Source organism: Clostridium cellulovorans 743B (genome assembly GCF_000145275.1).
In the GTDB taxonomy this organism is placed as follows: domain Bacteria; phylum Bacillota; class Clostridia; order Clostridiales; family Clostridiaceae; genus Clostridium_K; species Clostridium_K cellulovorans.
The window spans coordinates 1,663,096-1,687,849 of sequence record NC_014393.1 but is presented as its reverse complement, the minus strand read 5'-3'; the positions used below and the strand labels follow the sequence as shown (position 1 = coordinate 1,687,849).

The following is a 24,754-nucleotide window of genomic DNA, read 5'->3' as shown; positions in this document are numbered from 1 at the left end:
AAAGACATTTCTGATTTAAATATGAATATTTTAGAAATTGTTTAGAAATTATATCATAGCTAGGAACTCTTCTTCAGATAATATTTTAATACCAAGAGAAATCGCTTTATCATATTTAGATCCTGCTGCTTCTCCAGCTATAACATAATCTGTCTTTTTGCTTACAGTTCCCGACACCTTTGCTCCTAAAGCTTCTAATTTATCTTTTATCTCAGTTCTTGAGAAGTTTTTTAGCGTTCCTGTAACTACAACTGTTTTATCCATAAATGAACTTTGATCATTAACTAGAGTTTCTTCATAACTTGGAGAAACTCCAACGGCTAAAAGTTCATCTATACTTCTTAAAATCTTTTCATCACTAAAAAACTCTATAATGCATTTTGCTACAATTTCTCCTATGTCTTCTATTGCTAAAAGATCTTCATATGTAGCTTTCTTTATTCCTTCAAGTGACTTTAAGTTTTTGCACAAATCCTTGGCAGTTTTCTTACCAACATTAGGTATTCCTAACGCATATATAAATGAAGCTAACTCACACTCTTTACTTTTTTCTATAGCGTCTAAAAGATTTTGTGCCTTTTTATCACCGAATTTTTCTAAATTCAACAATTCTTCTTTTTTAAGTTTATACAGATCACTAAGAGTTTTTAAATCCACCTTCTCATAAAGCTGTTCAGCAGTTTTTTCACTAAACCCCTCAATATTCATAGCTTCTCTACTTCCAAAATGAACAATACTTTTTACCATCTGAGGCTTGCAGGATAAAGTATTTTCACAAAAATAGTGTGCTCCAACTAACATAAGTTCGCTACCACAGGAAGGACAATTGCTTGGAGCTATTATTTCTCTTGCGTTTTCTAGTTCTTCAGCAACACCCATTATTTCTGGTATAACATCATTAGATCTTCTTACAAAGACTCTGTTACCAATTTTAACATTTTTCCTTTTTATATCATCCATATTATTTAAAGTAGCTCTTTTTACTGTTACACCACCAAGATCTACTGGTTCTAGCAATGCTGTAGGTGATACTCTTCCGCTTCTTCCAACATTCCACTCTACATCCAAAAGTTCTGTTGTAGTTTCTTCTGCTTCAAATTTATAAGCTATAGCCCACTTTGGAAACTTAATAGTATATCCTAGAACTGCTCTAGTCCTCATGTCATTAATAACAATTACTATACCATCGATATCATAATTTAAATCAGCTCTTATAGAATTTATATACTCTATCTCATTTTTAATATCTTCTGTATCCCTTGCTATTTTCATATAATCATCTATAGGAAAATTCTTTTCCCTAATAAATTTCATCATATCTATATAGGACTCAAAGGGGTCTCCTTCGTTATAGCCTACATCATAAAAGAACGCAGAAAGATTTCTTTTAGCAGTTTCTTTTAAGTTTAAGTTTCTTAAGGCTCCAGCAGCACCATTTCTTAAGTTTTTAAGCTTAACTTCAGCCTTTTCATTATAAGCATCAAAGGCTTCTTTTGTCATGATAGCTTCTCCATGAATCTCAAATAAACCTTTGTGATCAACCTTTAAAGGCAATGCTTTTATAGTTTTAGCTTGAGCTGTTATATCTTCACCAATTTCTCCAGTTCCTCTTGTGGCAGCTTTTATCATAATTCCATCATTATCATAAGTACAATTTAAAGTAAGTCCATCGAATTTTTTTGTAATAACATACTCAAGTGGTGGTAACTTATCTGCATTCTCTTTGTTATATTGCATTACAGCTTTAACATTTCTGTTATGCCATTCGATTATCTCCTCAAAACTTTGTGCCTTATCTAAACTCCAAAGCCTTCCCTTATGAATATATTTTGAAAATTGTGAAAGAATTCCATCTCCAACCCTTTGAGTTGGAGAATAAGATAATATATAACCTGTTTCTTTCTCTAAGATTGTTAATTCATCATATAGCTTATCATATTCCTTATCTGAAATACTTGGATTATCCAAAGCATAGTATTCATAGGCAAATTTATTTAACTGTTCTATCAATTCTTCTATTCTTTTTTTAGAATCGCTTATTTCCATAATTATCACCTTTGATTCATTAAAACTTATACAACCTCTAATGGTGCCATATCTAATCTTAAATTTTTAACTCCATTATTTTGGAATGCTATAGTTAAATTTATTTTACCATCCTTTTTAAGGACTGTTATTATCGTTCCGATTCCGAATTTCGAATGCTTTACTTTTATCCCCATCTTAGCTTCATTTTCTGTCAAAGTCTTTACTTCATTTTTCTTTATTGGTGAAGCAGTATCAAAGGATTTACTATACTCAAGAGAACCAAAAACATCCGTCTTATCTTCAGATTTCAATTTACTGAAGTAATCAATACGAGGCTTCTCTTGTTGCATCCTATACCCATCATTAAAAGCTGGTATGGAATTTAAATATTCTTTCTGATCTTCTTTTATCTCTGTCAAAAAGTCCGAAGGAGCATAAAAAACAGTTCTACCAAATACATTTCTAGATTCAGCGGAAGTCATATATAGTTTTTCCTTCGCCCTAGTTATACCTACATAGCAAAGTCTTCTTGACTCTTCCATCTCACTATCTTCATTAAAGGATGCAGAACCTGGAAATATACCATTTTCCATTCCTACCATAAATACTACTGGGAACTCTAATCCTTTAGCTGAGTGTACTGTCATCATAGTAACAGTATCTGCATCTTCATCATAATTATCTACATCTGCTACTAAAGTAGTTTTTTCTAAGAAAGCAGCTAAAGACGTATCTTCTTCTGTTCTTTCAAATTCTACAGCTGCAGATACTAGTTGCTTTAAGTTTTCTATTCTTGAAATATCTTCAACATCTTTTGAATCCTTTAGCTCAGCTAAATATCCACTTTCATTTAGTATTTCCTTAATTAAATCAGATACAGATATAGAATCCTTTCTTCTTATAAAGCTATTTATTAAACTAGTAAATTTATTTAATGATGTTACAGCTCTTGGAGTAAGTCCTGGTACTAAATCTACATCTAATAATATACTGTATATTGGTTCCTCTTCAAAAGCAGCGAAATCAACAAGTTTATTAACTGTTGTATCACCTATACTTCTCTTTGGAACGTTTATTATTCTTTGAAGACTTACATCATCTGAAGGATTGTTTATAAGCTTTAGATAAGCCATTATATCCTTTATTTCTTTTCTATCGTAGAATTTTAATCCTCCAATTATTCTATATGGAATATTTGCTTTCACAAAAATATCTTCAAAAATTCTAGATTGTGCATTGGTTCTATATAAAATGGAATAATCCTTATATCTCCTACTGTCTATCTCTTTAAGGCGTTCTATTTCAACTGCTACAAATCTTCCTTCATCAATATCATTTGATCCACGATATATCCTTATTTTATCCCCTGATTCATTGGTTGTTCTAAGAACTTTTTCATGCTTATGAGGATTATTTTTAATAACTGAATTTGCAGCTTCTAATATATTAGCTTTAGAACGATAGTTTTCTTCAAGCTTTATTATAGTAGCCTTATCATAATCTTTTTCAAAATTTAAAATATTTCTAATATCTGCACCTCTCCAACCATATATGGATTGGTCATCATCTCCTACTACACAGATATTTTTTTCTTTAGCAGCAAGTAGTTTTGCAAACTTATACTGGCTATAGTTGGTGTCTTGGTATTCGTCTATCATTATGTATTTAAACTTTCTTTGATAGAACTCCAAAACTTCCGAAGACTTTTCAAATAACTCTACAGTTTTAAAAATTAAATCATCAAAATCTAAAGCATTGTTTTGCTTTAACTTCTTTTGATATAACAAATAAACATCAGCTATTTTGTTCTCCCTGAAATTTTTTTCATTAATTCGCTTATAGCTTTCTGCAGAAATTAGGTTATCCTTAGCACCACCGATTTTCGATAATATTTCTTTATCAGTTATTTCCTTATCATTTATATTAAGTTCCTTCATGCATTGCTTTAACAATGTCTTTTGATCATAGGTATCATATATAGTAAAGTTTTTATTATATCCTATCTTATCTATTTCTCTTCTTAATATTCTTACGCAGCTTGAGTGAAATGTAGAAACCCACATGTTATCTACAACATCTCCTACGATCCCCCTAATTCTTTCTCGCATTTCTTGTGCCGCCTTATTTGTAAAGGTTATGGCTAAAATTTGGGAGGAGTATATTCCTAATTCCTTTATCATATGCGCTATTCTATAAGTTAAAACTCTAGTCTTCCCACTGCCTGCACCAGCTAATATTAGTAAAGGGCCCTCTATGGTTGTGGCAGCCTTATATTGTTCCTGATTTAATAACTTTCTTAAATCCATTGTCTCACCTCACACAAAACATCAGTTCTTATTTTACCACAACTGCTGTTTATAGTATATCATTAATTCTTAACGAAAAAACTCGAAGTTAATCTATATTACAAAAAATAAAAAACAGTCCTTGGGGTGGGACTGTTTCATTTAATAAATAAAAAGGGGGCTAATATCTTTTTATTTATCGTGCACATTAATTATATTATCGTTGATTTTAAAAAGCAACAATACTACATCAACTTTCATAGTATAGTAATATTTTTTTAATAACTATATTAATTTCATTAACTTTTTCGAAAATATATATCTATTTTTCAATGATTCTAGACATTTTTTTCTTTTTTCAGCACTAAAAGTTCATCTTCTGATATTTCTCGATACTGTCCCTCTTCCAAATCTTCATCCAAGATTATTCCACCAAAAGATATTCTTTTTAAAAAAACCACTTTTTTTCCAAGAGATTCAAACATCCTTTTTACTTGATGAAATTTTCCTTCTTGTATTGTTACATAAACTTCAGACCCATGTTCTGTGGCTTTTAAGATTTCAAGTTTACCTGGCATTGTCTTGTACCCATCATCTAAAACAATACCCTTTTCAAAACATTTTACATCCTTATCATCTACAGGCTTATCTATCTCTGCATAATAAACTTTATCCACATGATATTTTGGCGATATAAGCTTATGATTTAATTCTCCATCATTAGTTAATAGTAATAACCCTACAGTATCCTTATCTAATCTTCCTACAGGAAAAGGTTCAAAGATTTGTTCTTCTGGATCGAGTAAATCTATAACAGTTTCATCATAATTATCAAAAGTTGCTGACACTACACCTGCTGGTTTATTCATCATCAAATATATAAACTTTCTATAATTTATAGTTTCTCCATTTACCTTAATAATATCCTCATTAGTATCAACTTTTACATCGCTATTCTTGGCTTGCACTCCATTTATTTCTACAGCACCTTTTTTAACTAGAACCTTTACTTCTTTTCTAGTACCGTATCCTAAATTTGCAAGAACCTTATCTAATCGTTCCATTTTCTTCTCCTTTTGCATTCACATAATATAGCTTATTTTACAATAAAACAAATTCAACTAAAAGAGTGTTTAAATAAAAAAATTGCCCCTCCGTAACTACGAAGAGGCATTTTTTTAAACTAAAGTTCCATTTTTATATTGATTGTAATAACTCATTACTTTTGGCACATAATTTTGTGTTTCCTTTGGTAGCCTGCTGTAGTCTCCAGTGTTTGCTACATTACTTCTATTAACAGCCCCTGGTCCTGCATTATATGCAGCTAATGCTAACTGCTTATTTTGTCCATAGCTATCAAGAAGACCTTTTAAGAATTTTGTTCCGCCATCAACATTTTGTTCTATATCAAAAGGATTTGATAACTCTTGATATTGTTCGTTTTGAGGACTTAATTGCATTAATCCAACGCAATTTGCACTTGATACTGCATTAGGATTAAAACTTGATTCTGCTTTAATCAATGCTTTTATAAAATCAGCATCAACGCCATATTTTTTACTAGCCTTTTGTATAGCTTCATCTATAGTCATGTTTCCTGTTGATGTCATTTTTGACGATACTATATCTGATACATTTATAGGGTTGTATTTAAAACTAGCGTTTGTATTATTTCCAGCTATCTTAGAAACATCTAAAGTTCCATTGCTTGCATATGCTTGTATTAAGCTTGTCATGATTTTACTAAAATCACCAGAACCTTTCATCATTTCACTAAACATTGAAACAAGTAGCTGTGATTGCATTTCTGAATTAAAAGAAGTACTATTTGTACTCTTAGTGCCTTCAGTTAACCCACTTTGAATTAAACTACTAACCCCACTATTTCCAGTTAAAGAATTTGTACCACTATATAAATAAGAATTTAATATGTTATTTACGTCTGTCATTTTAATCATTCCACCTCGAATTCTAAAATATCGTAATCTTCATATCCTATATTTCTATGCTGGCTTTTAGTTAAAACTAACAGCTTATAATTTCCACTTTTAAAAGGCATAAAATTATAATAATTTTTTCTCGAATAATTTTGTACCAATGTCCACTCCTCTTGTTCATAAAGATAAAACTCATATGCTACTGATTTACCCCCTTCACAATCAGCAGAAAACTCTGCTACATTGTTAACGAGGTGCTTAACATCCATGGCTTTTATCTTTGTATTAGTAATAGGATAAGCATCATGAATATCTAACTTCACAACTTTCTTATCATCATACTCATTGGTACTTTTTATATTTTTAGCAAAAACTTCAACAGTGTATCTTCCACTGCATTTAGGAGCAACAACTATTTGTTGTTCTTTTATAAACTCAGTTTCTTCAACTAGATGACCTTCTATTTTAGTCACATACCTAAGCAAAGTCTCCTTTGTGTTTTGCGTAATAACATCTACTTTTAGTATATCGCCCAAAATATATTTTTCTTTAGGGGGTAATAAAATATGTTCTATTTTTGCTGGCATGAAATTCATGGCTTTTATTCTTACAAAATAATGACAGTCATATTCTCTTAAAGAATACTTATCTTTAACTTGAATTTCTATTTCATAATTACCACTAGCTTCAGGGGTAAAGTTTACCCACTCAATATCTCCATACTCTATTCTTTCAACTTCAGCATTCCCCTTATTTACAATGTATCTATATTTTAGTTCTAGACCTCCATCAGCGATAATCCTCATATTTATAGTTTCACCAACGAGCATATTTGTATGTTTATCACATACTACATCTTTTATTACAATAGGCATACTTGAGCCTTCTTCAATGATAAAATCCATACTGCAGGTATCTTCATATTCACGATCTGACGATATATCTTTTACTAATAAATCCACTCTATAAAGCCCTGATTTCTTTGCCTTCCACTCATAATAATCTTCACAAATATAACCTGAATCTATACTTTCATTTCCCTCTATAAGAAACCTATATCTTAATCTATGCCCACCGCTAACCACTGCTTTGAAGGTTATATCTCTATTTACAATTTGAGGTGAACTTAAATCAGAAGTAAAATTTTCAATTTTAATGTTCTTATAAGGTTTTACTTCATATACTAATATTGCCCTATCATCAAATTCATTGCTTGAGTACATATCCTTTGCATAGCATAAGAGTTTGTACTTTCCTGGTTTATTCTCTAGATAGGAAAGAATTTTTTTAGACGAGTAATCTTGAAGACATTTTATTCTTCCCTCTTCATCTATCTTTAAAAATTTATATAGAATCAACCTATTATCCTCAACACTTGAATCTATCTCAAAAATCATCTCTTCATTAGCTATAAGTAAAGGATTTAAAGATCTAATTCCTGTAATTTCTGTCTTTTTAGGTTCTTGTACTTGAAATTTTACAACCTTAAAGTCATCACAATTATTTGTGGAATCTATACTTTTACACTCAATTAAAAGTTCATATTCTCCAGGTCTATTAGCAGTTATAGATAAGGTGTTTTCTGAACTGTAATTCTTCACCATGGCCCACTGATTATTTTCTTTTATCAAATATCTATATACAACTTGTAGATTTGTTACATCTACAATCAAATTAACTTTTTCACCAACAGTTAGTCTATCTTTATCAATGTAAGCACCTTTTATTAAAGATTCTTTGTAATCACCGACTAAATACTCAACCTTAGCAAGATAATTAAAAGGCTTCGGAGACTCAATTTCTTTAGCTTGTACCATAATTGTATACTTTCCTTCTTCTTTTGGTTCCCAAGCTATTGAGGTCTCTGGTGCAAAATCTCTTATGGTATCCCATGTGCCATTGTATCCAGCTATAAATTTATATAAAAGATTATCTTTTGGTGGATTCGCAACTATAATATCTACCCTAGATTCTTGTCCCTTATTTTTGTTAACTTGGAATTTTAAGTTGATTTCATTCATATTAATTTACACCTCATAACTTTTAGACTAACACAATTATATCACAATTCCATATTTTGTAATATAGGAAAATTTGTAATATTTTCTTTTTCAGATACTAGTTTACTTTTTATCCTTATTCATCTATGATAATATTGAAATAATAGTTATTTTATCTTTAATTTAGGAGGAATCAATTTTGAATTTAATAAGTGCTGTATTAACGACTTTCACCACTATATTGGTAAAGTTTCAACAATGCGGAAAAAGCTTTAATCCTTCAGTTATGAATGGTAAAAAAAGCATTCCATATACAATAAATGCGTTAAACCCTAATGAAATTGAGGTTCACTTATCAGAAGAAATAAACATTAAAGAGAAGACTATTCTTTTTTTAGATGAATCGATGATAGAAGTAAATTATAACAGATTATTCAAACAAAAAGAATTTAATGATAGGTACTATTATCCGGGGAAACTAGGTTTTTCATATTCACCTAGTAAAACTGAGTTCAAAGTTTGGTCACCTGTTGCCACAAACATTTCTGTGTTACTTTATATAAATGGTGATCCAGTTGACAATAAATATCCACTTCATAAAATTTCAATGATTGAATCTAAAGGTTTATGGTCTGCTGAATTTGAAGATGACTTAAGACATTATTTTTACACCTATGAAGTCACAGTTTATGACAAAACCACAGAAGTTATTGACCCATATGCTATCTCATCAGGCATAAATGGTTATAGGGCAGCAATTATCGACATAAATGATACAAATCCAGATAAGTGGGATAAAGATATAAGTCCAAGTACTATTAAAAATTTTACTGATGCAATTATATACGAAATAAACATAAGAGATATGTCCATCCATCCCCAAAGTGGAATTAAACATAAAGGGCAATTTTTAGGTCTTTGTGAAGATAATACTTGCTCTAATTTGAATAATTCTACAGGACTTGCACACATTAAATCTCTAGGTGTTACCCATGTACAAATAATGCCTATGTATGACATTTCCTACAAAAGTATTGATGAAGAAAATCCTAGAGCTAAATACAACTGGGGATATGATCCCCAAAATTATAATATCCCGGAAGGAAGTTATTCAACAAATCCCTACAACCCTATAATTAGGATTAAAGAAATGAAGACCATGATTCAAAGTTTTCACACCCATGGACTTTGTGTAAATATGGATGTAGTTTATAATCATATTTACAAAATTGAAGAATCTTCTTTCCATGGAATCTTCCCTGGCTACTATTTTAGATACAAAGATGATGGAACTCCATGGAATGGTTCTGCTTGTAGTAACGATACTGCTAGTGAACACTTAATGATGCGAAAGTTTATAAAAGATTCTGTTTTATATTGGGCCCAAGAATACCATCTAGACGGGTTTAGATTTGATCTTATGGGACTCCACGATATAACAACCATAAATGAACTAAGAGCTGAGCTTAATAACTTAGATAGACCAATTATGATGTACGGTGAAGGTTGGAACCTAGATACTGGTCTTGATAGTTCTGAAAAAGCACAAATTGCTAATGCTTTTAAAACCCCGATAGTAGGATATTTTAACGATATAATAAGAGATGCTTTAAAAGGAGCTGTTTTTTTAGAAGAAGACTTTGGGTTTGTCAGTGGTAAAAATGGCTTAGAAGAAACCATTAAACATTGTGTTGTCGGTGGTGTAAAAATTGACGGGTTTAACAATCCTCATTTCTCCTCCTTGGAACAATCAATAAATTATGTAAGCTGTCATGATAATCATACATTATGGGATAAACTTTTAGTTTCAGCTAAAAATGCAACAGAATCAGAAATTTTAGATATGCATAAGCTTGCTCTTGCAATTATTATAACTGCTCAGGGAATTCCTTTTATTCACAGTGGTTGTGAATTTTGTAGAACCAAAAATGGAATTGAAAATACCTTTAGTTCTCCAGATTATATTAACTGGATGGATTGGGAGAGAAAACTTAATTTTGCATCAGTAGTTGATTATGTTCGTGAACTAATAAGACTTCGAAAATATCACCTAGCCTTTAGATTTTCTGATGCCAATAAATTAAATAATCATATAAGCTTTATTAATTCACCTAAAAACACTGTAGCATTTATTTTAAAGGATAATGCTAACGGCGACAAGTGGAAAGATATACTAATAATTTATAACGCTAATAGGTATGATGTAAATATGTATTTACCTGAGGGTCAATGGAATCTTATTGGTAATAAGCATACTGTTGAATTGAAATCATTAGCTAATAATATTTCTGGTAACTTCAATGTAAACTCTATAGGAATTGCAATACTATATAGATAACTACCTTTATCTATATAGTATGTAATCTAAAAATATATGTTGTTTAATTGGAAAAACCCTACCCCATTGATTTATAATATTGCTAAACATTGAAAATCCCTAAGTGAGATATCTTAGGGATTTTCAGCATTTATCAATTTTACTAAGTTATCATATAACCTTTTATCATCTTCTTGATTTCGTTTCTTAGGATTTTGTGTTCTCCCACCAGAATCTCGTATTTTTTTATTTATATGTCTTTCTAACAAAAGCCTATCAATATTTTCATTAGTAAATATATAACCTCTTGGATTTATTGCATATGCTTTTCTTCCTAAAGCTATGGTAGCCACTCCATAATCTTGACTTACTACTATATCGCCAACCTTTACTTCATTTGCTATCTTAATATCCACTCCTTGTGAAATATTATCAACATAAATAACCGTACTATAATCACTTTCTATTCTATGGCTTATATTGCAAAAAATTATCACCTCTATATTATATTCTTTTGCGGCCTTTTCTATAAAGCTCTTACCTGGACAAGCATCTCCATCCACTAATATTCGCATTTATATCACTACCTTTACAATATTTTATTTGTTCGCAAAAATGTGAACATTACGACATTATTATACGTTTTTTGTAACTGATTAATTTATCATAGAATAATATATAGTGAGAATAAAACCTTAGTATAAAAACAGGAGAGTGTATTGCTTTATGGATATGGATAAACATGGTTGCGATATTCAAAAAAATCTATGCAATGAAGTTACTAAAATTCTTCCAGTTGATTCTAGAGTAATCAAACCTCGTGAAGAATTTGCAACAGTTCACACAATATATGAATTAAAAGGTCTTTGTCCTGGAAGAGAAATAGTAGTTAAAACTGTATACGAAGTTTTAATAGCATACGACCATAAAAAAGTTGAATGCTTAAAATATACCGAATTCTCAAGAGTTTTAGTTCCTGGAAAACCACATGATTCTTGTCAATGCGTAACAATCTGTAATGATCTTCTAGTTCCAGTTGGAAATCCTTGTTTTACTAAAATAGATGTTAGAATTAAGAAAATTGACTTTAGCTATATTAAAGAATGTAACCCATGCTAAAAATCTAAAAACAAAAGAGGATGGAATACATCCTCTTTCTTAATATTTATTATAATCTCTTTAATAATTCTTCTCTTACTGATTCAAATCCTGGTTTTCCAAGTAGTGCAAACATATTTTTCTTATATGCTTCAACCCCTGGTTGGTTAAATGGATTAACTCCTAATAAATATCCACTTATACCACAAGCTTTTTCAAAGAAGTATACTAAATATCCAAAGTAGTATGGTGTTAACTCAGGAACATTTACAACAAAGTTTGGAACTCCGCCATCATTATGAGCAAGTAATGTACCAGCAAATGCTTGCTTATTTACAAAATCCATATCTTTACCTGCTAGGAAGTTTAATCCATCTAAATCATTTTCAGCTTTTTCAATGAAAACTTTGTGTTTAGGTGTTTCAACATTGATAACTGTTTCAAATATAGTTCTTAAACCTTCTTGAATATATTGTCCCATTGAGTGAAGATCTGTTGAAAAATCTGCTGCTGCTGGGAATATACCCTTATTGTCTTTTCCTTCTGATTCACCAAATAATTGTTTCCACCATTCGTTGAAATAGTGTAAACTTGGTTCATAGTTGATAAGCATTTCTATGTTCTTACCTTTGCTATATAAAGCACTTCTTGCTGCTGCATACTTATATGCATCATTTTCTTTTATACTTGGATTGCTATATGCAACTCTTGCATCAGCTGCACCCTTCATCATTTCTTCAATGTCTACACCAGCAGCAGCTATAGGTAGTAGTCCAACTGCTGTTAATACTGAAAATCTTCCGCCTATATCATCTGGAACTACAAAAGTTTCATAACCTTCAGCATCTGATAAAGTTTTTAGTGCACCCTTTGCTTTATCTGTAGTAGCATATATTCTTTCTTTAGCACCATCTTTACCGTATTTCTTTTCTAACAAGTCTTTGAATATTCTAAAAGCAATGGCAGGTTCTGTAGTAGTACCTGATTTAGAAATAACATTTACAGATATATCTAAGTCTTCAACAAGTTCTAATAATTCAGCCATGTAAGTTGAACTTATGTTATTTCCTACATAAAATATAGTTGGAGCTTTTCTTTTATTTTTAGGTAGTGCATTATGAAAGTTATTTGTAAGCATTTCAATAGCAGCTCTAGCACCTAGGTATGAACCACCAATTCCTATTACAATTAAAGCATCTGAATCCTTTTGGATTTTCTTAGCTGCATTTTGTATTCTCGCAAACTCTTCTTTATCATAGTTTACTGGAAGGTCGATCCATCCTAAAAAATCATTACCAAGACCTGTTTTATCATGTAACATTTTATGTGCTACATCTACCATTGGTTGAACACTTAAGACCTCTTCCTCTGTTAAATATGGCATTGTTTTAGTGATATCAAGTTTAATAGCCATCGTTTACCCTCCTAAAATATATGTAAATTTTAATACCTTTTAATTTAATATGTGCATTAACATCTTTGTGAATTCTATAACGATGATATTATATCACATATTTATCATTAATTTATCATATTTTTTTATGAAAGTAGTTATTTTTTTATATTTTATTAATATTTTTAGACTTTTTCAGTTTTTATGTATTATTCAATCAGTTATTGTTGTTAAATACATCTCAAAATTAACGAAATAAATCAACAAAGCAGATATAATGTAATATAAGTATCTTTCTCTCACGAAATATATTATATTAATTTATATAACATTATAAACATCTATTTAAAGGAGTAATTATAAATGCACCAATTATTAAAATCACTAAAATCAACATTTCTATTTAATAACGTAAATGAAGACTCCTTAAAAGAGATTTTAGACTCTCTTACCTACAGAGTAATAGAATATTCTAAGGATCAACTAATTGCATTAGAAGGTAATCCTTGCAATTCTCTAGGGATCATTATAGAAGGAACAGTTATTATTAAAAAACTTCTTGAGAATGGTAGCAGTATAACAATTGAAAACTTTAAAAAAGGCAACATTTTTGGTGAAGTTATAATATACTCTGAAATGAGAAAATATCCATCTACCATAATAGCCTCGAGCAATTGCAAAATTATCTTTATTTCTAAAGAAGAAATTACCAGGCTCTGTAGTGAAAATTCAGTGATTTTAACAAATTTCATGAGTCTATTATCAAATAAAATTCTTATGCTAAGTAGAAGGCTTAAAAACTTATCTTATAGTTCCATTCGCCAAAAACTAGTTAACTATATATTAGAAGAGCATAAGAAACAAGAGAATCTTTCATTAACGCTTCCCCATAACAAAACTGCTTTAGGAGAATATCTAGGGATTCCTCGTCCCTCTATCTCTAGAGAATTTATGAAATTAAAAGCCGAAGGATTAATCTCCTACAACAAAAACAACCTAGAAATTTTAGATCTTGAAACTTTATGTGAAATTTTAAACTTTTAGTTTCATATGAATATATTATCTAAAATTGAGGAGTTCCTTAAGTTTATCCCTAAGGAACTCCTAGATTCATAACTATATGATTTACTTATAAGTTTCCTAATCTAAACCTTAACTAATTAAAAAATATTAAAACTTCTTTGCTGCTACTATCTCAACTTTTGATAATTTTTTCTCAAAGGTATATTTTAATTTAAACCTAGAAATTTTATACAAGCATAACTTGCTGTAAACAATATCTTACTTTATTTATCGCCCTCTTCTGGGACAATACATATAAACGAAAGAGTACCTTCTCCTATATTTTGAAATTGATGTAATGCACCACTAGGAACATATGCATAAGAACCTTCGTTTATTTTATAATTTTGACCGTCTAAGTGGAGTATCCCATGACCTTTCAATATATAATTTATATGTGGCCAAGGATGAGTATGCTTTGGAGTATGACCATGAACCTCTAAATGGAATTCTCTCATAACATATCCTTCCCAACCTTCCTTAGGTCCTATAAGGGTTAATTTCTTAGCACCTTCAGCGCCTTCAGCTTTTACTTCAACCTCATTAATATCTTTTATATTTCCAACCATAGTTAACCTCCTCATAAAGATATTTTTATAAATTCCCTAATTATACTCTTGACTATTCAAAAAGTTTAAAGTCTAGATACAACTTGTAGTCCATGTATTTTAAAAAGATATCTCCTCAAACCCCTACTACTACAAATCTTATTTTGGAAATCTTTAATATCATTATACAATATTTTAAGGGAAAATATCACATTATTTTTCCACAAATGTCCAACCAACTAACATCAATTAATATTTTCGATACTTTAACAAAAGCTTTTCATGTGAATATGAATCTTATATTTTCTGCTACGTGAAAATTCAAATTCTAATAAGCTCTCATAGAAATTTTGTTATAACAATAAAAAAAGCCCAACTAATCGTTGAGCTTGTCTATGTTTTAAGCGATTTCTACTTTTCCATAAGCAGCTTTTATCATCTCAATGCTTTCATTGAAATCAGCTTCTGAAGAGTTATTAAAAATAATAAGTTCTGGTATATTGTTTGGTGGGTCAAAATTTTGAGTCTTAATATACTCGTCCCAATTTTGAAGCTTCCATGTATCTCTATCAGAATTTCTTTCAATCATTCTTTGATGAACAACTTCTGGATCAGTATGTACCCATACTACTGAAAGTTCTGCATCCTTTTGAGCTAATTTTTCTCTTAATGAATTTAAGTATTGATCATCTCTTATTTCTCTAGTAAATGGTGCATTAATTAATACTGTATCATTGTATTCAATAGCTTCAGTTGCTAAATCAACGATAGCATAGTATTCTTCATTTCTAATATTTGCTTCAAAGAATTCTGAACTTCTGTTAAATTCTTCGTTTGCAACCTCAAAAATTTTCTTAGACAAAACGATTAATGTATCCTTGTCCAAATAAACGCAATTTTTTAGGTTTTTAGCTAGTTGTTTTGATACATAAGTTTTTCCACTAGCTGGAGGGGAAGTTACTAATATTAACTTTTTCTTCATAATTGCATCTCCTTTTGAAAGTTATATCTCAAATAAATATCCTTGTCGAATCAAATCAAAATAACACACTAATAATTTTATTAGAATGTTAAAAACTTGTCAATGATTAAAACCGATTACATTGATTAAAATTAATTATATTTATAAAAAGTTTACTTTAATTTTTAATAAAAAATTAGTAAACAATAACTATCTAAAAAATATGAAAATTATACTAAAGTTCTTTCCCTAATACTACATAATTATATAAGCTTTCTAATCTGTCTAATATTTCCTTTTCTCTGTTTTGGCATGCAAAAATAACCAACTGTTTGTCTTTATATTCATCCTTCAGATATTTAAGTGTATTATATAATCTATCATAATCATAATAAGAAAAAGCTTCATCAAAGAATATAGGTATATCATTATTGTAGAGAAGTTTTAATAATGATAATCTTACAGAAAGGTATATTTGCATCTTAGTTCCTACACTAAAATCTTCAATATTCCTAATTCCATTATCCTTATCGCTTCTAATGACTACATCCATGCTCTTATCAATCATTGCTTCCTTATATTTTCCCTCTGTTATTCTCTCTACGGTAGTCTCTGTTTCATTATTTAATCTTGGTCCAAAATCCTTTTGAATCTTTGAAAAAGATTGCTCTATAACATTCCTTGCTAACTTTAAAGCATGGAGTTTCTTTTCATATACTTGAATATCTTGTTTTATTCCCTCTAGTCTTTCTAGAGTATCAAGTTTCCCTTCTAATACTTGCAACAACTCCTTATTATCATTCTTCAAAGTTAAAATATCTTTTTCTAATTCTATCAATCTAACTGATGTTTTTCTCAAATTTTCCTCTGACTCTTCCTTTTGTATTAACTTTCCTTGGAATTCCCTTTTTATGATTTCATTATTAAGGGTAGTGTAACTTTGCCACATTTCCTCTAGTTCTTGAAAATCATTTATTTCATAATCTATAAGTAGATCCTTAATCAAATTTTCGCATTGCTCTAGTTCTCTTTTAGTTCTATTTTCATCTAACTTTTTTAATTGTAATTCCTTTTCTTCAATCTTACTATTTATAATTTCCAAATCCATTTTATGTTCTTTATATAAAGATAATTTTTTTAAGAAATCCTTATAATCTCCGCAAGAATATTTCTCTAGCTCAACCTTTAATTGTTTCATGTTATCAGAAACTTTTACTTTGACCTCAACTGTCTTTATATTTTTTTCTATTTTTTTAACTTCAGCTGAACTTTTATAAAACTCTATAATCATAGCTATAAAAAGTACTATAAGAATGCTATTTATATAAATTCTATTCTCCTTAAAAAGTAATGTAATTAAGATTATTGCTAAAAAGAATAGTACTAATATTCCTACTTGATAATTATTCTTATTTTTTATTTTCCTATATTTTACTTCGAGTTCCTTCTTGTTATCTAAAGATTCTCTTGAATATATTTCTCTGCTAACTTCTTCATTAAGATAGAAAAGTTTATCCTCGTAACCTTCTGTAACATTTTTAAAGGCTTTTAAATCCCCTAAAAGTTCTTCTTGAACCTTTAAACTCTCCTTCAAATCTAATATGCTATAATCAATCTCTTTAATCTCTAATATACGCTTTCTTAGTTCCTGAACATAATTATAAGCCTTTTTATATTTTAATATTTTTTCGCTAGTTAAATCTTTAAATTTTTCTAATTTCTTAAGATTGGCTTTTAAAATTTCAATCTCCTCTGATTCTATCGACTTATTAGCACTTTTCAATTCATCATTTTTTAACTTCTCTTTTTCAATTTCTAAGCTCATAATTTGCATAGATAGATCTTTTGTTTCTTCTTCTATTTGAGATATTTCATACAATTTTCTATTAAGAATTTCTTCTTCCCCTCTAAACTTCAGTAAAAAACCATTTTTCCCTTCAATACTCTTGATTCTATCATCTAACGCAATTACAGCTTTTTCATACGAAACATCTTCCTCACCGCTTAATGCTAAATTTGTAAGCTTAGCTGTAAATTCTTCTTCTCCACCATTTATATATGATGAACTTACTTGTGAGATATATGCGGTTTTATTAAAGGCTCCCTCCCCCATATTAAATACAGTATAGCCTAAATTTCTATAATTAAATTCTTTTTTGATTTCTCCAGTTATAGCATCTCTAACTTCTATCAAATCCTTAGCATTGCTAGCATTAAAAGTTCTTTGTAGGATATATTCATTTCCATTTAAAATAAAGCTAATCTCTCCTTTTGGAATTTTTCCATTCCATGGAAATACTTTTTCTCTGTCCTTACCCTTAGCACCATAAAACATTGCTTTTATAAATTTTTGCACCGTACTTTTTCCTGCTTCATTTTCTCCATAGATCAAGTTAACCCCTTGTTCTAAGTTTAACATTACATCTTGAAGTTTTCCAAACGAATGTATGTTTAAAGTCTTAATTATCATTCTATATTCACCTGCCCATTGTCTAACGCATCTAAAGAATACTTTACAGCAAGATCTATTATTTCTTCCTCAAATTGATCTTCAAGCTTTAGTTTAAATAATTCTGTTATAACCAATGCTTTTAGTGTTTTGCTTTCCTTAATCTTCTCTATATCTATCTTATATTTTGTCTCATCGACTAATTCTATATGATGAAAATGATTTTGAAGCTTTATAAACAATGACTTCATACTTATTTTGAAACCTTCTTCAATCTTACCTTTTAAGATTATTCTATAATAATTTTTATCATACTCCATATTATCAATATCTTTAATTATTTTATCTGTGATTTCACCATAGTCACCCATATCAGAGATATCAATATCATAGATAAGGTAATCTCTAACAGAAGTTTTTATAAATTCGCAACTGCAATATCCTTTAGTTATATCTAAAAGTAAAACGCCTTTTTCTCCAACCTCATTAAAAGAACGCCCTTGAGGATTCCCAGGATATGCCCAATAGCTATCTCCTTCTTTTAAAAGCCCTGTTCCTTTATGTATATGTCCTAATGCTAAATAATCTAATTTAGAATTTTTGATATCCTCTAGAGTTATTGGATTATATACACTGTCACTTGATATATCACCATGAGTTACCATAATATTTATACTATTTTCATCTTCTATTTGAAAATCTCTTAACATCGGCTTATTGCTGTACTTTTCCATAAATCCAAAGCCATAAACATTAACATTTAGTTCTTCAATATAGATTTTTTCTATTTCATTTTTAAATATATGAACATTATCTAAAGTTTCTAAGTCTTTATGTCCATTACTCAACATATATGGATCATGATTTCCTGGTGTAATAAAAACATGTACATCTTTTATTTCAGATAATTTTCTTTTTAAGAAATATAACGTATTAGAAGTCACATTTTCAACGTCAAAAAAATCACCAGCTATTAAAAATATCTGAACTTGTCTTTCTTTTATTATCTTTATTATATTGCTGAAAACCTCTCGCAGTTCTTCTTGTCTATTCTCTTTCAAAGTATTACTTAAATACGAAAATGCAGTATCCAAATGTATATCTGCACAATGTAAAACTCTAACTGGCATGATTTTTTCACCTCTTTTTTCCTAAAAAGTTTTTACCAAATCATTATACCATGGGAACATATAATCGTATATAACAATAAATAAAAAGTAGCCCTTCCTAAAAAGTTACCTTTTTAAGAAAGACTACTTAAAGTTAGATATACTTATATATATCTAAAAATACTTTTATATTCTATTCTGCTACTACAGCTTTATCAAAGAATACAAAACCAAGAGATGATTTTACTATTCCTGATATTTTAGGATTAATACAAACTATATTTGTATTATAGTATATTGGAATTATAGGCATCTGATCTAATAAAAGAGCTTCTGCTTTTTCAAGATATTCTGTTCTCTTAGCATCATCAATTTCTTTTTTAGCTGCAGCTATATAGTTATCATATTCTTTATTACTGAAGCCAGCATCATTATTTCCGCTTCCTGAAACAAATAAATCTAAGAATGTCATAGGGTCATTGTAGTCAGCAACCCAACCATGTCTTGCGATTTGATATTGTTTATCTTGTCTTGTTTGTTGGAATACTTTCCATTCTTCATTTTTAAGTGTAACTTGTATTCCTAAGTTAGTTTTCCACATATCTTGTATTGCTTCAGCAATTGATTGATGTCCTGCACTTGTATTAAAAGTAATTTCAAATGGTGGTAAACCTTGGCCATTTGGATATCCTGCTTCTGTTAATAGCTTCTTTGCAGCTTCAACATCTGCAGTTTCCTTTAAATAATCTGTGTGGAAGTCATTTCCTGCTGAATCTAAAACACCAAGTGGTACAAAGCTTGTTGCTGGCTTTTGACCACCTTTTGCTACATTTTCAACGATTTGTTTTCTGTCAATTGCTAATGATAATGCTTTTCTTACTTTAGGATTTAATAAAGCAGCAGCACCTTCTGGATTTAGTTGCTTTACTGAATCAGTAACATTTATACAATAGTAATATGTTCCAAGGTATTTTGATGTTTGAGCTGTACCATCAGCTAATAAGTTTGGAGTCTCAGCTTGTGGTGGTGATTCGATCATATCTAATTCACCATTTAAGAATGAAGTTAAATAAGTATTTTGATTGTCTATCATAGAATAAACTATCTTATCTAAAGTCACCTTATCTTTATTCCAATAATTCTCATTCTTAACAAAAGTCATTGACTCTTTTGGACTCCATTCTGTCATTTTGAATGGTCCATTAGATACATATGTATCAACATTTAAAGCCCAGTTAGGATCTTTTGAAATTATATCTTCTCTTACTGGAAAATAAGTTGGGAATGCCATTAATGATAAGAAATAAGCTGTTGGTGCTTCTAATTTCACTTCTAAAGTATAATCATCTACAACTTTAATTCCTAATTGGTCTTTCGTAGCTTTTCCCTTATTAAAAGCTTCTCCATTTTTTATATAGTATAATTGTGATGCATATTCAGCTGCAGTTGCTGGGTCTAATGCTCTTGTCCATGCATAAGCAAAGTCTTTTGCAGTAACCTTTTCTCCATCTGACCATTTAGCATCCTCTCTTAATGTAAAGGTATAAGTTAATCCATCATCGGACATCTTATGTTCCTTTGCTACTCCTAGAACTGGCTTATCATTTTCATCCAGTTTCATTAATCCTTCAAACGCATTTGAAATAACTGTTGCAGATTCTACAGCATTGTTTAATGCTGGGTCAATTGTATTTGGGTCTGCACCTAAATTGTATCTAACTACTTGCTCAACTGATGACTGATCTTTTTTTGACGTATCTTCTTTACCACAACCAGCTATTGTTGTAGCTAATATAGCTGATGCAAGTACTAAAGATAAAACTCTTTTCATTTTTCCCATAGTCTTTCGTTCCTCCCTTAAAATAATATTTATTTATAGTACATAAACATACTTATAAATCAACACTTTTTCTTAAGCTTATCCATCGTTTATCTTTTTAAACTAAAACTCATATTTCCTAGTATTAAATTTTCTACACAAAATATACTTTCAATAGAAAAGTATTTAAGTAACTACAAATTTAATCAATGCTTCGAAAATATACATGTAATATTTAGTTTAAACAATAGCCTTTCATAATATATTTTCACCTCAAATTAACTAGGGTATACTAGTATATCTTTAAAAAACTATTTTTCATTAGTAAAACTGTCTACTATAATAAATCATAATTCTCATCTTTTGTTTTTTTGTAATTAATTTACTATTTATCTTTTGTTTATTTCATTCAACTAGATCTCCACAACATTTATCAGATTATAAATAGTGATTTCACCTTTATCTACTAATAAACAAACTTTAAGCATTCTTAAAAATGTATAATTTTCACTGTGGATATCCTCTTATCTAAGATACCCACAGTCTACTCTTAACAGATTTCATAATTTTACTCACATACCCTAAAACAGTATTTTGTGAAATTCATCTGTATAAGTTTAGTTTTATCATGAAAATCTATCTTTATCTTTTGTTATTCTAGTAATCTTTTGTAATTTAGTATTTTTAATCTTTAGTATCTCATTATTCAAGCACTCTTTTAGTATTGAAAATTATAAGACCTTATCTTTAGTTTATTAATCTATATAAATTTTATCTTTAGTAGCATTTTAGTATAAGTGACAAGCTACATGATGTCCCTTAGCCACTTCTTTAAATTCTGGTTCTTGCTGTGCACAAATATCTTTCGCGTACTTACATCTAGTCCTAAATCTACATCCACTTGGTGGATCTATTGGGGATGGAAGTTCGCCTTCAAGAATAATTCTTTGGTTGCTTTGTGCAACTTCTGGATCTGGAATTGGAACTGCTGAAAGCAATGCCTGAGTATATGGATGAAGCGGTTTATTGTACACTTCATTACTATCTGCAAGTTCTACAAGCTTACCAAGATACATAACTCCAATTCTATTAGAAATATGCTTTACCATTGATAAGTCATGAGCTATAAACAAATATGTTAAACCTAATTCTTGTTGCAAATCTTCTAACATGTTTACAACTTGAGCTTGAATGGATACATCAAGTGCAGATATCGGTTCATCACAAATGATAAATTCTGGTTCAACAGCTAATGCTCTTGCTATTCCTATTCTTTGTCTTTGACCACCAGAAAATTCATGAGGATATCTATTTTTGTGTTCACTATTAAGTCCAACTGTTTTCAAAAGAGAATTAATTCTTTCTTCTCTTTCTTTCCCTCTTGATAACTTATGAATGTCAATAGCTTCTCCAATAATATCTCCAACTGTCATTCTTGGATCTAATGATGCATACGGATCTTGGAATATCATTTGTATCTTTCTTCTAAAAGGTATCATTTGCTTTTGTGATAATCCAGCTATATCCTCACCTTTATAAAGGATTTTACCACTAGTTGGCTCATAAAGTTTCATAACAGTTCTTCCAAGTGTACTCTTACCACAACCTGATTCACCAACAAGTCCCAAAGTTTCTCCTTTATTTATATATAGTGAAACATTGTCAACTGCCTTTAAGTAAGTTGCGTTTCTATTGAGGATACCTTTTTTTACCTTGAAATACTTAGATAAATTCTGTATTTCTATAAGTTTTTGTTCATTACTCATTTACCTTTACACCTCCTCTACCTACTGGGGCATCAACCTTTGGAGCCTGGGAATGATTTAACCAACAAGCAGCCTTATGACCTGGCTCTACTTCGAAAAGTGGAGGTCTATGTTCTTTACATACTTTCATTGCATACTTGCATCTAGCCATAAACGGACATCCAACTGGTGGTTTTAATAAATCCGGTGGTGTCCCTGGAATTGGCTTTAATCTTTCTTTATTGTCACTTGATGTATCTGGTATACTCTCAAGAAGACCCCAAGTATATGGATGTCTTGGATTGTAGAATATTTTATCATTAGGGCCTTGTTCAACAACTAGACCTCCATACATTACATTCACATCATCACATATTCCTGCAACTACTCCTAAATCGTGAGTTATTAGTATAATTGATGTATTCAATTTTTCTTTCAAATCCTTCATAAGTTCCAAAATTTGAGCTTGTATTGTAACATCTAAAGCTGTGGTAGGTTCATCAGCGATTAATAACTTTGGCTTACAGGTAAGGGCCATAGCAATCATAACTCTTTGTCTCATACCACCTGAAAATTCATGAGGATATTGTTTCATTCTCTTTTCTGGGCTTGGAATACCTACTAAAGAAAGCATTTTTACAGCCTCAGCAAAAGCTTCTGATCTTTTCATATTTTTATGCTTAATAAGTGGTTCTGTTAATTGGTCTCCAACAGTTAAAACTGGGTTTAATGAAGTCATAGGATCCTGGAATATCATACCTATATGATTTCCTCTAATTTTCTCCATTTCCTTCTCCCCGATTTTTAGAAGATTTTTATCATCGAAAAGAATATCTCCATCAACTACTTTACCATTTCTATCTAAAAGGCCCATAAGTGACATCATAGTTACACTTTTTCCACTACCTGATTCACCTACTATCCCTAAAACTCTTCCTTCTTTAAGTTCAAAGCTTACTCCTCCTACAGCCTTTACTTCTCCTACCTCTGTGAAGAAAGAGGTTTTTAAATTCTTAACTTCTAATAGCGTTTTTTCCATATAATACCACCTATCCCTTCATCTTTGGATCTAAAGCATCAGTAAGTCCGTCACCAAGTAAATTAAACGCAAGCATTGTTAGACTTATAGCAAGTGCTGGGAAGAAAAGCTGATATGGTGCAACTTTTAAAGTTTCAATTGCATCATTAGCAAGTGTTCCCCAAGAAGCTTTAGGTGGTACAATTCCAAGGCCTATAAAACTTAAGAAAGCTTCTGTAAAAATTGCCGATGGAATTTGAAGTGTTAAGGTTACGATGATTGGTCCTAAGCAGTTTGGTATAAGATGCTTAAACAATATTCTTCTTCCACTTCCACCAAGTGCTCTTGCTGCAAGAACAAATTCTTGTTGCTTTAATTGAAGTATTTCTCCTCTAACTATTCTTGCCATTGATAGCCAATATGAAATTGCTAAAGCAATTATTATATTAATAAGAGGGTCTCCATTTAATACTACCATAAGTAATATTACATAAATTGTCATCGGTATTGAATAAATTATATCAACTATTCTCATCATTATAGTATCAACTCTTCCACCACAATAACCAGCTATTCCACCATATACTACACCAATAATTAAGTTAAGAATGGATGCTACAAATCCAATAATTAATGAATATCTAGCACCATAAAAAACTCTCACAAACATGTCTCTACCAAGTTTATCAGTACCAAACCAATGCTTTAAAGATGGTCCTTTATTAGTAAGCGCTAGGTTGTTATCAGAATATCCTTGAGATGATAACATTGGTACAAAAATTGAAAGTAATGTAATTACTATTATAAAAATTAGTCCTGTTAAAGCAATTTTATTTCTTCTTAACCTTTTCCATACATCTCTCCAGTATGTTACAGATGGTCTTATTACCTCTTCTGGAACTTGTTCCTCTGGAGAAAGGCGAGCAAAAAGCTCTTTATCTATTTTTGAATCCGCATTTAAAAGAATTTTATCCTTTGTTTCCAT

18 protein-coding genes are annotated in these 24,754 nt (G+C 30.1%); 3 read left to right on the top strand and 15 right to left on the bottom strand.

Features of this window, described 5'->3' with window-relative positions; genetic code table 11:
- Positions 1-48: 48 nt before the first annotated feature.
- From ligA to CLOCEL_RS06820, 5 genes are all read right to left on the bottom strand, one after another.
- Positions 49-2,040 carry an NAD-dependent DNA ligase LigA gene (gene ligA, locus CLOCEL_RS06840; RefSeq protein WP_029169248.1) on the bottom strand — a complete coding sequence of 664 codons (1,992 nt, stop codon included), beginning with the start codon at positions 2,038-2,040 and terminating at the stop codon, positions 49-51.
- A 32-nt stretch (positions 2,041-2,072) separates the two neighbouring features.
- The gene (gene pcrA / locus CLOCEL_RS06835) at positions 2,073-4,334 is read right to left on the bottom strand and encodes a DNA helicase PcrA (protein ID WP_010076012.1); all 2,262 of its coding nucleotides are present in this window, start codon (positions 4,332-4,334) and stop codon (positions 2,073-2,075) included.
- 317 nt (positions 4,335-4,651) lie between these two features.
- On the bottom strand, positions 4,652-5,377 hold the full coding sequence (locus CLOCEL_RS06830; protein ID WP_010076013.1) for a pseudouridine synthase: 726 nt from the start codon (positions 5,375-5,377) through the stop codon (positions 4,652-4,654).
- Between the two features lie 114 nt (positions 5,378-5,491).
- On the bottom strand, positions 5,492-6,262 hold the full coding sequence (locus tag CLOCEL_RS06825) for a lytic transglycosylase domain-containing protein (RefSeq protein ID WP_010076014.1): 771 nt from the start codon (positions 6,260-6,262) through the stop codon (positions 5,492-5,494).
- A gap of 5 nt (positions 6,263-6,267) precedes the next feature.
- Positions 6,268-8,271, bottom strand: a complete 2,004-nt coding sequence (locus tag CLOCEL_RS06820; RefSeq protein ID WP_010076015.1) for a triple tyrosine motif-containing protein — start codon at positions 8,269-8,271, stop codon at positions 6,268-6,270.
- Between the two features lie 178 nt (positions 8,272-8,449).
- Between CLOCEL_RS06820 and pulA the strand changes: the two genes are divergently transcribed.
- Positions 8,450-10,588, top strand: coding sequence for a type I pullulanase (gene pulA, locus CLOCEL_RS06815; protein ID WP_010076016.1), 2,139 nt, complete (start codon positions 8,450-8,452; stop codon positions 10,586-10,588).
- Between the two features lie 113 nt (positions 10,589-10,701).
- Here the strand turns inward: pulA and CLOCEL_RS06810 are convergent, their stop codons facing one another.
- Complete coding sequence (locus CLOCEL_RS06810) at positions 10,702-11,142, bottom strand: YaiI/YqxD family protein (RefSeq protein WP_010076017.1); 441 nt, start codon at positions 11,140-11,142, stop codon at positions 10,702-10,704.
- A gap of 151 nt (positions 11,143-11,293) precedes the next feature.
- Between CLOCEL_RS06810 and CLOCEL_RS06805 the strand changes: the two genes are divergently transcribed.
- Positions 11,294-11,686 carry a hypothetical protein gene (locus CLOCEL_RS06805; protein WP_010076018.1) on the top strand — a complete coding sequence of 131 codons (393 nt, stop codon included), beginning with the start codon at positions 11,294-11,296 and terminating at the stop codon, positions 11,684-11,686.
- A gap of 49 nt (positions 11,687-11,735) precedes the next feature.
- On the opposite strand, the gene CLOCEL_RS06800 is transcribed toward CLOCEL_RS06805, so the two are convergent.
- The gene (locus CLOCEL_RS06800; protein WP_010076019.1) at positions 11,736-13,079 is read right to left on the bottom strand and encodes a glucose-6-phosphate isomerase; all 1,344 of its coding nucleotides are present in this window, start codon (positions 13,077-13,079) and stop codon (positions 11,736-11,738) included.
- Between the two features lie 342 nt (positions 13,080-13,421).
- Here CLOCEL_RS06800 and CLOCEL_RS06795 point away from each other — a divergent pair, with 342 nt between their 5' ends.
- Entirely contained in the window at positions 13,422-14,102 is a 681-nt protein-coding gene (locus CLOCEL_RS06795; protein WP_010076020.1) for a Crp/Fnr family transcriptional regulator, read from the top strand.
- Between the two features lie 242 nt (positions 14,103-14,344).
- On the opposite strand, the gene CLOCEL_RS06790 is transcribed toward CLOCEL_RS06795, so the two are convergent.
- The 8 genes from CLOCEL_RS06790 to CLOCEL_RS06755 form a co-directional block, all read right to left on the bottom strand.
- Positions 14,345-14,689, bottom strand: a complete 345-nt coding sequence (locus tag CLOCEL_RS06790; RefSeq protein WP_010076021.1) for a cupin domain-containing protein — start codon at positions 14,687-14,689, stop codon at positions 14,345-14,347.
- A 379-nt stretch (positions 14,690-15,068) separates the two neighbouring features.
- Entirely contained in the window at positions 15,069-15,650 is a 582-nt protein-coding gene (locus CLOCEL_RS06785) for a P-loop nucleotide/nucleoside kinase family protein (protein WP_010076022.1), read from the bottom strand.
- A 214-nt stretch (positions 15,651-15,864) separates the two neighbouring features.
- Positions 15,865-18,099 carry an ATP-binding protein gene (locus CLOCEL_RS06780; RefSeq protein ID WP_010076023.1) on the bottom strand — a complete coding sequence of 745 codons (2,235 nt, stop codon included), beginning with the start codon at positions 18,097-18,099 and terminating at the stop codon, positions 15,865-15,867.
- Positions 18,096-19,208, bottom strand: a complete 1,113-nt coding sequence (locus CLOCEL_RS06775) for a metallophosphoesterase family protein (protein ID WP_010076024.1) — start codon at positions 19,206-19,208, stop codon at positions 18,096-18,098. The genes CLOCEL_RS06780 and CLOCEL_RS06775 overlap by 4 nt, the downstream gene beginning before the upstream one ends.
- Positions 19,209-19,380: 172 nt before the next feature.
- Positions 19,381-21,027, bottom strand: coding sequence for a peptide ABC transporter substrate-binding protein (locus tag CLOCEL_RS06770; protein WP_010076025.1), 1,647 nt, complete (start codon positions 21,025-21,027; stop codon positions 19,381-19,383).
- A 767-nt stretch (positions 21,028-21,794) separates the two neighbouring features.
- Positions 21,795-22,772 carry an ABC transporter ATP-binding protein gene (locus CLOCEL_RS06765; RefSeq protein ID WP_010076026.1) on the bottom strand — a complete coding sequence of 326 codons (978 nt, stop codon included), beginning with the start codon at positions 22,770-22,772 and terminating at the stop codon, positions 21,795-21,797.
- Positions 22,765-23,790: an ABC transporter ATP-binding protein gene (locus tag CLOCEL_RS06760; protein ID WP_010076027.1), complete on the bottom strand. Its 1,026-nt coding sequence runs from the start codon at positions 23,788-23,790 to the stop codon at positions 22,765-22,767. The genes CLOCEL_RS06765 and CLOCEL_RS06760 overlap by 8 nt, the downstream gene beginning before the upstream one ends.
- A gap of 10 nt (positions 23,791-23,800) precedes the next feature.
- On the bottom strand, positions 23,801-24,754 hold the full coding sequence (locus CLOCEL_RS06755) for an ABC transporter permease (protein WP_010076028.1): 954 nt from the start codon (positions 24,752-24,754) through the stop codon (positions 23,801-23,803).